Raw genomic sequence first — 13,578 nt, 5'->3', positions numbered from 1 at the left:
GGCCTTCACCGGATGGCTACGGTTCTGCAGGCGCTGTACTCGCTTGCGGACGAGGCGACCGGGTTCCAGATCAAGGGCCGGCTCTCGTTCCAGCGCTTCCTGTAGCTCGGGCTCGAAGGCACTGTGCCCGACGCGGCCACAGTTTAGCTGTTCCGCGATTGGCTGGTGAATGTGATCGACAGGCTGTTCTCCCGCTTCGATGCGGCGCTCATTGACCGGGTTATCTCGCCATGGGCGGGCAGATCATCGACGCTAAGGCCGTGCCCGCGCCCTGGCCGAGGAACTACGACACTCCGATCTTCGGATAGCGGCCGAGCAGGAGGATGCCAAAGCCCCCTATCCCAAACAAGGCAAAGGCAAGTTGGAAACTGACAGTGTAAGATCCTGTCAAGTCCGCCAGATAAGCAAAGCTCACGGGCCCAAACCCCGCTCCGAACGCCACCCCAAAATATAGCAGGCCATAGATACGGCCATAACTTTTCATTCCAAAATAGCGGGCCGTGAAATACGCAAGGAGATCAAGCTCCGCACCCGCAGCAGCGCCAACAAGTACTGATGCGGCAACGGCAGCGAAATAGCTCGGATCATCGAGGAAGATCAGGCAAGCGATCATCGGAACAGTAAGTACCACGGCCGCCACTCCTGGCCCCCAGAAGCGGTCAAGGAACCAGCCTATGGCCAACCTGGCGACGATCAGCGAAACTCCGTAAGCACTTTGCACCGAAGCCGCTTCTTGCGGTGTAAAGCCACGATCTGTAAGCACCGGGATCAGATTGGGTACTATCCCGCTAATTGCCAAAAACATGAACAGAATCGAGAGAAGCAAGACCCAGAAGCGATAGGATCTTATCGCCTCCCCCAAGGTCGAGCCAGACGCAAGGTCCAGTTCGTCGCGACTGGTGCGAACCGCTTCGTTCGCGTTCGGGTAGAAGAACAAGACGGCTGCCACCAGCGCGAGCAAAGGGAGGACCGACAACGCCAAAAATCCTACCCGCCAGCCACTGTGATCGACAATATACACCGCATATTGAGGGACCAGGATCGCAGCCATCCCGGTACCACTCAACGCCAAGGCCAAGGCCAGACCTCGCTGCTGGACAAAGCGGCCCGCGATCGCGCGGCTCCAGGTAACGGGCGCACTGCCGGCACCCAACACGGCTATGACGGCGTAAGCCAAGTAAAAGTTCCAAAGCGTCGGCCCCGTGGATGCCGCAATGATATAGCCAGCGGATACCCCAAGCAGCCCAAACAGAGCTATTCTGCGTGCCCCATACCGATCCAATAATAGGCCAATCAACGGTGAGGCTATCCCACCCAGCCCTACTCCGAAAGCAATCGCCCCTTGGACCTGAGCGCGACTCCATCCAAATTCGTTGCGAAGCGGATCGATGAAGGCGCCGATGGCGTATGTATTGAACCCCACCGAACCGAACCCGACTCCCAACGCGCAGGCTAGCAATAGCCGCCATTCGCGGCTGACATCGTGCTCTTTGCTGTGCTGTGTCGGGTCTCGATCCATGCCATTCTCTCCCCGCATTCGCGCACCGGTCGGGTGCTCTTATTAGCAACATCCTATTGGCAAAACCAAAGCGAAGGCCCGACGAGTCCATCTCGTCGGGCCTATACGGGAGCCGCACAATCCTAGACTGTAAGGGCATACCGCCCTAATCGAAAAGCTGGCTGTCAACCTGCCCGTTCGCAGCCAACAGCCCAGATTATGCGACCTTCAGGGCAATAGGAACCCGGCGCAGCGCCCGGCGTTCAGTCTCTGGGAAATCGGCACGCGCATGTTGCAGATGAAGATTGTCCCAGATGATCAGGTCGCCCGGCCGCCACTTGTGAGCGTACTCATCGGGAATCGAGTCGAGATAAGCGAACAAGTCGTCCAGCAACTTGTCGCTTTCCTCTCGTGAAAGACCGATGACCTCGGTGGTGAACAACTTGCTGATATAGAGCAGTGGCGTGCCGCTTTCCGGATGAACCCAGACGACCGGATAGACCGAGGTATCCACTTTGTCGCTCAGCTTCGACGGATCCGGACGCGCGTCCCCGCGATTTGCATTATAGTCGTAGACGTGGCGCGCCGACAGCCCCTCAATGCGCTTCTTGAGGCTTTCGGGCATGTCCCGGAAGGCCCTTGCGGCGTTCAGGAAGCGAGTCTCGCCGCCATGCTCCGGGGCCTCGATTGAATAGAGGGAAATACCCTTGAGCGGCGTGTCAAGGAACATGTGATCTGAGTGGTAGAACAACTCACCGTTTGGCACGCGCCCATCGGAATGTACGTTCGATATATAGGTGAACTGCCGACCATCCTTCATTATCTCGTCCGTCGTCGAAATCGGACCGACAGCCTTCACAAGTTCGAGATGCTGCTCCTCGTTCACGCCGGAGTTCCGAATTAGGACCAGTTGGTGATTATCAAAAAGAAGTTTAATCGCCCCCCTGGTTTCATCGGTTATGTTGTTGGCATCGAAGTCAAGAATTTCAACGCCAAAGGAATCTGACAGCGGCTTGAGATGCATGCCCATGATTTGGCTCCTCTTTCAAAAGTTTCGATAAGCGACGCCGATCAGTTGCCTGACAGATGCAATCGCAATTCGCGCTTCAGGATCTTGCCCGATGGATTTTTGGGTAGAGCAACGAGGAATTCCACCTGCTTGGGCCGCTTGAATGGCGCCAGACTCGTGCAGACCTCAAGAACATCTTCGGCCGTCGCCTCGTGCCCATCCTTGAGCACCACGACCGCGCAAACCCGTTCAATCCATTTCGGGTCAGGTAGTCCGATAACAGCCGCCTCGCTGATAGCGGGATGCCGATAGAGCACCTCCTCAACCTCCCGCGAGGAAACATTCTCTCCACCGGAATTGATCATGTCCTTCTTGCGGTCAACAATCGTGATGTAGCCTTCAGAATCACGCGTAGCGAGGTCGCCGCTGTGGAACCAACCGCCCTCGAATGCAGCCGCAGTAATCTCCGGAGCCCGGTAGTACCTCATCAGCAGCTGGGGTGATCGGTGGACAATCTCGCCCACAGCGCCCACGTCAACGTCCCGCATATCATCATCAACTACACGGGTTTCCACGAACATGACTGGGCGCCCTGCTGAAGAAGGACGGTCCGCGTGCTCCTCCGGAGTCAGGGCCGTCGCCAACGGGCCGATTTCTGTTTGCCCATAGTAATTCCACACACGCAGCCATGGCAACTGCCGGCGCATCTGCTGAATGACCTCGGTCGGCATGATCGAGGCCCCGTAATAACCCTTAGATAGTGTCGCCAACCGATCCGGTGAGAAAGTGGGATGGCCCAAGATGCCAATCCAAACCGTTGGCGGCGCAAAAAATGAGGCTACACCATTCGCCTCAATAATCTCGATCACCTCGCCAATATCGACCCGGTCAAGAATGATGTTTTCAGCGCCGAGAAACAGGTAAGGGATCAGAAAACAATGAAGTTGGGCGCAATGATAAAGCGGAAGCGCATGAAGAACCACATCATCCGATCGATATTCGCCGACTGCGATGCAGCTCATGTACTGATGGATCAATCCCTGGTCAGATAGAAGCGCACCTTTCGGAGCGGATTCTGTCCCACTCGTGTAGGCCAACTGAGCTGGCCTCGATGCGTTAGAGCCTAGGCCCGTCGCCCTCGGAAGCTCGGCATCTACGGCGACGGTTACCTCAAGCGGGCAACATGTGACATTTGCCTGAACTGCGCCGACGGCAGCACTCGCCGTGTCCATGAACTCTGCATCGGCAAGCAACAAGGTCGGAGCAGCGTGATCCAGTATGTAGGCTACCTCATGACAACCAAGCATGAAGTTCACTGGAACATGGATCGCCCCCAGATATTGCGTTGCGAGAAATCCGATGGCGTATGCATCGCTGTTGCGCCCCAGAAACGCGACGCGGTCGCCTTCGCGGACGCCTTCGCGAACCAGATCGTCCGCGAAGGCAACCGCCGCTGTAATGAGCTGACGATAGGTCCAACTGCGCTGTCCAAAACGGATTGCCACCGCATCGGGAGTGCGGCGCGCACTGCGCAAGACCCCTTCGAAAATGGCGCTCGCTTCGTTAGTCATTCGACCTCCTGAATCCTCAGGCAACTCAGTGGACCTATGAGACGTCAATGCCGCTTAGGCTCAAGGTACGGACAGGCCATTCTTCTTTCGCACAGCCATGATGCGCTCGTATTCTTCCATATAGCCGGGCCGCGCTTCGGAGCATTCCAGCTTGTAGGTGTCGACCCGCAGCGGATGACCACCGCGCGACGACAACGTCGCATACCAAAGCGGCTCATCCGAGTTGTTGCGCATCTGATGCGAGGCGTTGGGCGGCATGAAAGCTGCGTCGAACTTCTCGACGTTGTAATCGGCAAATTCGGTGCGGATCTGCCCCTTGCCTTGGTACACTAGGTACCAACACTCGTAGGGCCCCTCATTGTGCGGCAGATGGCTGTGGAAGCCTTCGGACTGGCCCGGCTGCAGGCACGAGATGCAGAAAACATTGAACCAGTCTGACACGTCGCTGACATCATAGAACCACCAGGGTCGGTGCGTGGCACCAATCTTGTTTTCGTGCCACTGTACCGGATAGGTATCAGCGAAGCGGAACAGCTTGATGGTCGGCCGCTCCCCATCGACGGGACGCACGGAATGCTTGGGCTCAACTAGCTCGGGCAAGGGGAATCTCCTTCGTCTCGGGTTATAATTCACATATTACATGTACTTTTTCGGCGGTCAACTGTCCCGTTTCAAGGGTGGCCTCGCGAATGCCCTTCGCAGGATATGCAGTTGGTAAGCCACTGGCGGCGGCCATATTGTGCAGTTCGGGTTCGCCATGAGGAGCCCGATGATGCGACCCTCAAATCAAAATGTCGCCGAGTACAACGGGAAGACCGCCCGGAGACGGGGCTCCCGCCGCTGCAAATCCGGCAAATCTTTCAATACCACCTGCTCGGCTAAGAAAAAACCGGAGTGCGGCAAGCGCACTTACCTGCACTCCGGTCTTCGGTACGCATTAGCGAAAGGGCCGCCAAGTCAGCTGCATGGCCAACCTGGCGAAACTTCCTCAGAAGTCGAACGTCAGATCAACGCCAACGGTCCTGGCATTCTCGTAGCTGGCGCCTACCAGGTTCGGGATTGCCGTTGCGCTGACCAAGCGATCGTTATCGAACAGATTACGACCCCAAAGCGCCAGTTCGAGCTTGTGGTCGGCGATGTTGATGTCGCGCAGAGCAAGCCGCCCACTCACGACCCAGCCCGCCGGAGAATGGGCCGCGGCCGCCTGCGCAGGAGTAAAATCAGGGACCCGCGTGAACTGACGCATCTTCGACCGCCAATTACCGTCGATGCGGGCCAGCACACGTGCGTCACCGAACAACGGCTCGGATTCGTACTGAACCGCCGCATTAGCAGTCCAATTGGCGCGGAATGCCAATCGGTAGAAGGTGCCGCCTGTCTCGAAGATTGCTGAATTGATATTGCTCAGATTCATATCGGTGTATCCGATACTTCCGTTGAGTTGCCAGTTCGACGACGGCACCACGGTGAGCTCGGATTCAAAACCACGCACGTGAAGGTCACCCAAGGTGGCAACAACCACGGAAAGCGACGAAAATGACGGCCCGATGCGGAAACCCTGCGTTTGCGCCTGCAGATTGTCATATTTGGCGTCAAACAGCGCAAGATTGAAGCGCACGCGCCGGTCGAGCAGGTCAAGCTTGGCCCCTGCTTCCCACGACTTGACGGTCTCAGGCTTGAAATCCAACGGGCCGAAGGCGCCGCCCGAAACAAAACCGGTGCTGAACTTCGCGTAGAACATCATATCATCATTTGGTCGATAATTGACGCCGGCGAGATAGGTGGACCGCCAATCGTCATACGAATAGTTAAACGTATTGACACCATAATTGGCGTCCCCAACCTTGCGGTCGTTCGTGATGCGATAGCCGGCAATCAGGTCCAGCTCAGGAGTCACGTGCAATTCCGCTTGCGCGAAACCGGCAAGCGACTTCGTCCGAACACTAAGGCGCTGACTGCGCGCCGCGTTAGACACGATGGTGAAGTTCGGCACGGACTCGCCGAAAAGAGTGCCGGCCATGCCGAGCGGCGGACCTGCGCTCACATTGGAGCTAACGTAAATGCCGCCGGCCGTCAGAGTCATGAAGTCCGACTGATAGTTCACCTGAAGCTCATCGCTCCACTGGCTGCTTTTGCCATAAGCGCCCGAACCGCCCAGGACAATAAAGGGATCTCCGGCCGGGGTACGAAGGCCACCAGCGCCGTCAATCTGCACGTTCGTAGAGTTACTGACCTTGCGATAGCCGAAGACGTTCTTGAGCGATACGCTGTCCGAAATCCTGACGTCCACCGTCAGGTTATGGCCGGATGACTTTATGTTGCCCGGAGTGGTAAACTCATTGTTCACGGCATCGGGGCGATGAAGACCCGCCACCTGCAGCCTACCAGCGGCGATAGCATCATTGTAGGACGCCACAACCGACGGGGTTGTCGACGTGAAGACAACCAGGCCATAGCCCTCAGGTGTGAAATTGTTGTTGCTCCAGTCATACTTGTAGATGACCTTGAAGTCATCGCTCGGCTGGAACTTCACCGCAGCAAACCAGGAATCTGCATCCTTGTCGCCCAGCGTCTTGGGCGAAGTCTGCTTGCCCAGACCGACTGCGGTACGATCCCACACCACACCGGCGCCAAGATTCCGGATGTCACCCTTGCGTTCATCGTGCGTGTAGGCAACGAGCGCGCTGAGCGGCCCCCACGACGGGGTCTCGACCCGGGTCAGAGTGCGGAACTGGTCATAGTTGCCGACCGTAACTTCCTGATGGAAACCAAATTCGCCCGACGGATCGCGCGTCACGATATTGATGGCGCCGGAAGTCGAATTGCGGCCAAACAGCGTACCTTGCGGACCACGCAGGATTTCCATGCGCGAAATAGCCGGGAGATCGAATGCCGTACCCTGGCCCGGCGCAACCGGCACGCCATCAATATAAATTCCAAGCGATCGGTCGGTACCCGGAGCGTTGCCCTGCCCAAGAACGCCACGAACTGAGAACGTCGGGAACAGCGCGCCGCCAACCGTTTTTTGCGCGGTAAGGTTCGGCGCCAAACTCGAGATGTCCATGATGCTCACGACACCATTGTTCCTGAGCGCTTCCGGGCTGATCGCGGTGACCGCTACAGGTACATCCTGAAGATTCTGCTCACGCCGCTGCGCCGTCACGACAATTTCCCCGACGCCACCAACCTGATCCTCTTCGCCAGCCGCCCAAGCCGCGGAAGCCGGCAGCGCAACCGAACCCATGAGGCCGATAGCGAAAGCGCGTTTAAAACTGGAGATCATTGCTCCCCTCCCTGATGCACACGTTAATTCATTGTTCGCGAAGAACCGCACTACGGATGTGTGAAGAACGCAGTGGCGAGAGGATCAATATGAGACCTCAAAACGACAAAAACCTATCTTTGGGTCAGTCCTCGGTCCGGAGCAATTTTTTGCTTTCACCCCCGAGATTCCCTCCCAAGCATAGTCCTTCATGTTGATTTCTCCGAGAACACCCGATGATCCCCCCCGTTGGCAAGACCTGCCACGGAGGAGACCGCTGCAAATTCTGCCGGCGAGGGTCACCTTTCCCGGCCGTTGTTCGCTGCTTAGGCGAACTCTCGCCTTATTGCTGCCCCATGGCTGTCCAACTCCGGTACGGCTCCTTGGGCATTCTCGCGATTGTCCCACCGGACAGGCAGAGCCGGCATTTGCACCGCTCCACTTGGCGCGAGGACACTGACGCGACGAAGCTGCGGGTGGGCGGAAAGTCCAGACACGTCGTTGACCAAACCGAAGGCGATACCCGCAGCCTTGAGCAAGCTGGCAACAGCCTTTGCATCACGATCGGCAAGGGCAGCACCGATTTCCCGGTCCAAAACGCCCCGATTAGCCACTCGCTGCACGTTGCTGCAGAAACGGGGGTCGTCTGCCATAGCCTCCAAGCCCAGCGCATTGCAAAGCGCACGCCATTCGCGCTCGTTCTGCACGGCCAGGACGATACTACGCCCCCCCGCCACCGGGAACTCTCCGTAAGGAGCGATCGAAGGATGAGCCAAGCCCACGCGCGACGGGGCCTTCCCCGCATAGTCGAAGTGGAGCAAGGGCACCGTCATCCAGTCGGCAAGGCCATCGAACAGCGAAACTGCGATGCCCGAGCCAACGCCAGTTCGCTCGCGCACGAACAATGCTTCGAGAATGGCCGCGTGGGCATTCATGCCGCAGCAGATGTCTGCGGCAGAAACCCCGACTCGCCCCGGACCATCCGGCGTTCCCGTGATGGATGCTAACCCGCTCTCACATTGAACAAGCAAGTCGTAGGCCTTCATGTCACGATAGGGCCCATCCTCGCCATAGCCGGAAATGTCGCATGTGATGAGCCGCGGATTCGCAGCCCGAAGCTTCGCCGATCCGAAGCCAGCGCGAGCTGCGGCGCCGGGCGCAAGATTCTGGACGAACACATCACTCGCCGCGATCACGCGACCCAGCAGCGCACAATCTTCCGTGCTCTTGAGGTCAAGCACGAGCGACTGCTTGCCCCGATTGAGCCACACGAAATACGCACTCTCTCCGTGAACCACATTGTCATAATGACGCGCGAAGTCTCCTTCCGCGCGTTCGATCTTGATGACCCGCGCACCAGCTTCAGCCAGCCTCATCGTGCACAACGGTGCTGCCACCGCCTGTTCCAGCGCGACAACCGTCAGGCCTTCCAGGGGACCCTCCATCAGAAGCTCTTCGGAAGACCGAGCGTGTGCGTAGCCACGTGACTGAGGATCAGGTTGGTCGAGATCGGAGCCACCTGATAAAGGCGGGTTTCCCGGAACTTTCGCTCGACATCGTACTCCTCGGCAAAACCAAAGCCACCATGCGTCTGGATGCACATGTCAGCAGAGTACCAGCTAGCCTCGGACGCGAGCATCTTCGCCATGTTCGCCTCTGTACCGCAGGATATGCCCTGATCGTACATCCGGGCGGCCTTCGCGACGACCTCGGCCGCAGCAGTAACCTGAACATGAGCTCGCGCGATCGGGAACTGGACACCTTGATTGGAACCGATCGCCCGGCCAAAGACAGTCCGTTCCTTGGCATAGGCCGTCGCCTTGTCGATGAAGAAGCGGCCATCCCCGATGCACTCTGAGGCTATCAGGATCCGTTCCGCATTCATGCCCGACAGGATGTAGCGGAAACCCTCGCCTTCTACGCCAACCAGATTGGCAACCGGCACTTCCAGATTGTCGAAAAAGAGTTCGGTCGTTGCATGGTTCAGCATGGTGCGGATCGGCCGAACCGTGAGGCCGTTGCCGACAGCTTCGCGCATGTCGACAAGGAGAACGCTCATGCCATCGGTCGGCTTCGTCACCTCGTTGCGGGGCGTGGTCCGGACGAGCAGGACCATCAGATCGGAATGCTCCGCCCTGCTGATCCAGATCTTCTGGCCGTTCACGATATACTTGTCGCCTTCACGCCGGGCGAAGGTGGTAATCCGCGTGGTGTCGGTTCCAGCAGTCGGTTCAGTTACACCGAATGCCTGGAGCCGCAACTCCCCGCTGGCGATAAGGGGCAAATAGCGCCGCTTCTGCTCGTCGCTGCCGTGCTTCAGCACCGTGCCCATAGTGTACATCTGGGCATGGCACGCGCCCCCATTACAGCCAGCCCGGTGTATTTCCTCGAGGATGGCAATCGCCGCCCCCAGACCCAGACCCGATCCCCCGTAGACCTCGGGGATCAGGACCGAGAGGAAGCCGGCCTTGGTCAGTGCGGCAACGAACTCCTGCGGATATGCGCGTTCTCGGTCGAGCGCTTGCCAGTAAGAACCCGGGAATTCCGCGCATAGACGCCTGACTGCGTCCCTGATTTCTCGATGATCGTCAGCGTGCAAATCCATAAACCAGCCCTCTAGACATGAGCCTGTGCATAGGGCGGAGACCTGCCATATTCAAAAGATAATAATGAATCGTAGATATGCCTAAAATCGATAGCAAGGGCACGCCGCCCCGCATGGACCGGCAGCCCTCCATACAAGCGCTGAAACGGAGCCGCTCCGCTGCTCCGCCCAGAAGCAGGCCATTAAAATTCCAGAACAAGGCGCCCGCGAAGCCCGCCCATTTCGAGCCTGCGGTGCGCTTCGCTCGCCTCTTCCTTCGGGAACGTATCAAAGACCCGGATGGTCAACTTGCCCTCTCCCGCCAAGTTCCGCAATTCTTCCAGCTTGGCGCGGTCTTCCGCGTGGAGCTTAGACCGGATAGGCACGAGCTTCACCCCCCGCTCGGCTTCGCCGCTAAACATGCGCAAGGTGATGATTACCCCGCCGTCGCGAACGGCCCCGACAATGCGTTCGTTGAACAATGCGCCGTCGATCACGCCATCCACGCCGTCCGGAAACCGCTCTCGCACACGTTCCGCCAGATCATCGCCGCGGCGAAGGACGAGATCAGCTCCGAAACCAGTCACCGCCGGCTCGTCCGCTTCCGACGCATCGGCTATAACCACCAAGCCATCTTCTTTCGCCAGCTCGATTGCATAACCCCCGAAGGTTCCGGCCGCCCCCGTGACGAGAACAGTACTGCCGGGCTTAAGCGCAAGCGTATCCAGTGCCACCCGAGCGGTCATGCCATTCATCAGGATCGTGCAAGCCTGCGCATGGCTGAAGCCTGGAGGGGCTTTGACCACGGAATTGGCCGGGACGGCCAGCATTTCCGAGTAGGCGCCATACGAGCCGCCCGGCGCGATGAAAGCCATGACGTAATCTCCGATCTTCAGATCAGTTTCCACGCCATCCCCAATGGCGATAACGACACCCGCAGCGTCCATGCCGGGGACGTACGGCAATGGAGCAGTGCGACCGAACATCCTTACGTGTTCGCCGCTGCGGATCAGCGCGTCGGTCGGATTGACCGCCGCCGCGTGGATCCGGACGAGGATCTCTCCGGGGCCGGCAACCGGATCCGGGAGTTCGAGGATTTTCAGGACTTCAGGTCCCCCGAAATCGGTCACACCAACTGCCTTCAAGTGCTTCACTCCTCATTTGTCGCAAGAATGCATGTGCGCTCGCCACAAGCAGGCGTAGTCCGACGGACCATTCGCGACGCGGCGGAACGCCTCTTGATAAATTGGATATTACATGCATTTTTTCTCGTCAATCGCGATCTGTTCACATTTCAGATGCTCGGCTTTGCGAGAAGAGTTAGGTGAATGGAAAAAGCCATCCTAAGATAGGTGGCCTGCGCCGTACCCATCTGACACAAGTGGTCGACAAAGCCTCTCCGGCAGGGTTTTGTCACAGACGGCCATGCGATCACAACAACGCGTTGGCAATGCGGGTGCGGTCGGATGGAAATGCGACCTACGCTCACTGTACGCCTGTAGCGCTGGTTTACTGGGAGAATTATCGAGTATGTCATTTCCCGTGAGCCGATCTGAGGAATGGCGCCGACACTGGCCCGTGGCTTTCGCCGGATTTCTTGGCATAGCGCTACCCACTGTTGCGATGACATCATCTGGAATCTTCATCACATCGCTGGATGAGGAGTTTTCGTGGCCTCGCGCGGAAGTCGCTGCGGGACTCACCATTGCCAGTCTGATTTCCATTCCCTTCTCGCCGATGGTCGGTGCTCTCATCGACCGTTACGGCGTCCGCAGAATTGGCCTGCCAGGCCTTGCCGCGACCACACTGGCGATGGCCGCATTCAGTCTCGCGGACGGCTCCCTCAGCCAATGGATGCTCCTCTGGTTTGTTTATGGCGTCGCCGCCTTGTTCGTCCAACCAACACTCTGGGCCGCCGCTATTTCCAACACATTCCATGCCGGGCGCAGCACGGCCTTGAGTGTTGCCTTCAGCGGTATGTCGATGGTGCTGATCGCGGTTCCTCCACTGACCGAATGGCTCATCAACAACCTGGGCTGGCGAAGCGCCTATGCCTGGCTCGCGGTGATCTTTGGCTTACCGTCCTTGGTAATAGCCTATTTCTGCCTGTTCGACGATCGAGACCGGCGGACGCTGTCGATGAAAGGCAGCTCGGCCGCACCGGCGCTGACAGAAAGCGCCCTGGATGGACTCACCATTGCCGAAGCGATCCGCAGCGTGCCACTGTATCGGATTGCTGCGGCCTCATTAATCACGCTGCTTTTCGGCGCCGCATTCCTCGTACACCAGTTCCCGATCCTGACTGAGGCAGGCGTAAGCCGACAGAATGCCGCGCTGCTCGCCAGCCTCGCAGGTGTCGCGTCAGTAACCGGCAAACTGATGACTGGATGGCTGATGGAACGGTACGATGGGGGCCTGATCGGAAGCATCACGAATTCGATGATGGCAGTTGGGATATTTCTGCTGTGGGAGCCTTTCCGAAGCCCCTTGACCATTGTCATAGCGATGCTGGTCATCGGCTATTCGAACGGTGCAAAACTCCAGATCTGCGCGTTCCTTACCAGCGTTTACGCCGGCGTTCGCAATTACGGGAAGATATTCGGCGTGATGGTCAGCATGATGGCTGGCGCGGGTGGGCTCGGGCCACTCCTTGGCGGGATCATCTACGACCAAACCGGTGGATACAATACTCTGATCATCATCGCGATTCCGTGCAATCTGATCGCAGGCTTGCTGTTGTTCAGGCTCGGATCCTATCCGCAGTGGGCCAGGGTCCAAGCCTAATTAGAATCTTGAAAATCTGGTTTACGCTTTGAGTCGGACGAACTCCGCTGGGAAACGGCTCGTTGCAACAAGCGCGCTGGGAACTCTCTATCGTGCCGACATCTCACAGCTACTCGGACGGCACCCCTGCATAGGGCATGCAAAGTCAATTGGCAGAGTTCGTTCGCTCACTGATCCGTCGCACCCGCTCGATTATCGCACGGGCGCGCTTAAGATGGGGAGCATCCACCATCTTCCCGTTCAACGTAGCAACACCTGATTCCGGACGTTCCTCGAAAAGGCTAATTATTTGGTGGGCTTCCGCGAATTCAGCAGCAGTCGGCGAGAAGGCCGCGTTGATCGTCTGGATCTGGTCCGGATGAATTGCCATCATACCCGAAAAGCCTTCTGCAGCCGCGCGGCAGGCTTCTGCGTGCAAGCCGTCCCGATCCCGCACGTTTGCATAAACTGTTTCAATTGCAGCCGTATCAGCCGCCGCAGCTGCAAAGAGAGTAAGATTCCGAGCCGTTTCCAAAGGCGAACGGAAGTACCCTTCTGCTGTACGACTCGAAGTCGCCCCCACCGATGTCGCAAGATCTTCAGCCCCCCAAGTTATGCCGAAAAGATGCTGAGAGACCTCGACGTAACTGCCGAGAGAGAACAACGACGAAGGAGTTTCGGCAGCAATTGGCAAAACCGGTATGGGCGTCCGCAACACCCCCAGCAGTGCAATAATCGATGCGGCTCCTTCCGATTTCGGCAGCATGACGGCCGCCACTCGACTGGCCCGGATAACTTCCAGGTCCTTCACGCATTCCTCGGTATCAAGGGGATTGATACGCACGATGACATCGACGCCGCGCGCATCATGCGTTAGCGGTGCGAGCGCCC

Annotated in this window: 10 protein-coding genes and 1 pseudogene; 2 read left to right on the top strand and 9 right to left on the bottom strand. The window is 58.0% G+C overall.

The genetic code is table 11. The features are described from left to right. A pseudogene (locus EBBID32_RS23595) lies at nt 1-284 on the top strand (transposase); the annotation flags it as partial. Here the strand turns inward: EBBID32_RS23595 and EBBID32_RS11445 are convergent. The 8 genes from EBBID32_RS11445 to EBBID32_RS11410 form a co-directional block, all read right to left on the bottom strand. Next, nucleotides 284-1,519, bottom strand: coding sequence for an MFS transporter (locus EBBID32_RS11445; RefSeq protein ID WP_006957015.1), 1,236 nt, complete (start codon nt 1,517-1,519; stop codon nt 284-286). The pseudogene EBBID32_RS23595 and the gene EBBID32_RS11445 sit on opposite strands and share 1 nt — an antisense overlap. Nucleotides 1,520-1,715: 196 nt before the next feature. Beyond that, entirely contained in the window at nt 1,716-2,528 is an 813-nt protein-coding gene (locus EBBID32_RS11440) for a TauD/TfdA dioxygenase family protein (protein ID WP_051093334.1), read from the bottom strand. A gap of 41 nt (nt 2,529-2,569) precedes the next feature. Next, nucleotides 2,570-4,078 (bottom strand): fatty acyl-CoA synthetase, encoded by a 1,509-nt coding sequence (locus EBBID32_RS11435; RefSeq protein WP_006957011.1) that lies wholly within the window; start codon nt 4,076-4,078, stop codon nt 2,570-2,572. A gap of 60 nt (nt 4,079-4,138) precedes the next feature. Further along, nucleotides 4,139-4,678: a cupin domain-containing protein gene (locus tag EBBID32_RS11430; protein ID WP_037490240.1), complete on the bottom strand. Its 540-nt coding sequence runs from the start codon at nt 4,676-4,678 to the stop codon at nt 4,139-4,141. Nucleotides 4,679-5,066: 388 nt separating this feature from the next. After that, entirely contained in the window at nt 5,067-7,361 is a 2,295-nt protein-coding gene (locus EBBID32_RS11425; RefSeq protein WP_006957006.1) for a TonB-dependent receptor, read from the bottom strand. A gap of 305 nt (nt 7,362-7,666) precedes the next feature. Then, on the bottom strand, nt 7,667-8,785 hold the full coding sequence (locus tag EBBID32_RS11420; protein ID WP_006957004.1) for a CaiB/BaiF CoA transferase family protein: 1,119 nt from the start codon (nt 8,783-8,785) through the stop codon (nt 7,667-7,669). Further along, entirely contained in the window at nt 8,785-9,945 is a 1,161-nt protein-coding gene (locus tag EBBID32_RS11415) for an acyl-CoA dehydrogenase family protein (RefSeq protein WP_037490236.1), read from the bottom strand. The genes EBBID32_RS11420 and EBBID32_RS11415 overlap by 1 nt, the downstream gene beginning before the upstream one ends. Before the next feature lie 182 nt (nt 9,946-10,127). After that, nucleotides 10,128-11,069: an NADP-dependent oxidoreductase gene (locus EBBID32_RS11410; RefSeq protein ID WP_037490233.1), complete on the bottom strand. Its 942-nt coding sequence runs from the start codon at nt 11,067-11,069 to the stop codon at nt 10,128-10,130. Nucleotides 11,070-11,454: 385 nt separating this feature from the next. Between EBBID32_RS11410 and EBBID32_RS11405 the strand changes: the two genes are divergently transcribed. Beyond that, a complete protein-coding gene (locus tag EBBID32_RS11405; protein WP_037490230.1) occupies nt 11,455-12,708 on the top strand; it encodes an MFS transporter in 1,254 nt (417 codons plus the stop codon). A gap of 145 nt (nt 12,709-12,853) precedes the next feature. Here the strand turns inward: EBBID32_RS11405 and EBBID32_RS11400 are convergent. Beyond that, a partial coding sequence (locus EBBID32_RS11400) for an HpcH/HpaI aldolase/citrate lyase family protein (protein ID WP_051093332.1) occupies nt 12,854-13,578 on the bottom strand: 725 nt, incomplete at its 5' end.

The organism is Sphingobium indicum BiD32 (assembly GCF_000382885.1).
Lineage (GTDB): Bacteria > Pseudomonadota > Alphaproteobacteria > Sphingomonadales > Sphingomonadaceae > Sphingobium > Sphingobium japonicum_C.
This window is presented reverse-complemented; position numbering and strand designations above follow the sequence as displayed.

Bases quoted from the DNA above. Each gene is read 5' to 3' on its own strand.
- EBBID32_RS11435 (WP_006957011.1), bottom strand. From the start codon at position 4,078: ATGACTAACGAAGCGAGCGCCATTTTCGAAGGGGTCTTGCGCAGTGCG.
- EBBID32_RS11445 (WP_006957015.1), bottom strand. From the start codon at position 1,519: ATGGATCGAGACCCGACACAGCACAGCAAAGAGCACGATGTCAGCCGC.
- EBBID32_RS11425 (WP_006957006.1), bottom strand. From the start codon at position 7,361: ATGATCTCCAGTTTTAAACGCGCTTTCGCTATCGGCCTCATGGGTTCG.
- EBBID32_RS11405 (WP_037490230.1), top strand. From the start codon at position 11,455: ATGTCATTTCCCGTGAGCCGATCTGAGGAATGGCGCCGACACTGGCCC.
- EBBID32_RS11415 (WP_037490236.1), bottom strand. From the start codon at position 9,945: ATGGATTTGCACGCTGACGATCATCGAGAAATCAGGGACGCAGTCAGG.
- EBBID32_RS11440 (WP_051093334.1), bottom strand. From the start codon at position 2,528: ATGGGCATGCATCTCAAGCCGCTGTCAGATTCCTTTGGCGTTGAAATT.
- EBBID32_RS11420 (WP_006957004.1), bottom strand. From the start codon at position 8,785: ATGGAGGGTCCCCTGGAAGGCCTGACGGTTGTCGCGCTGGAACAGGCG.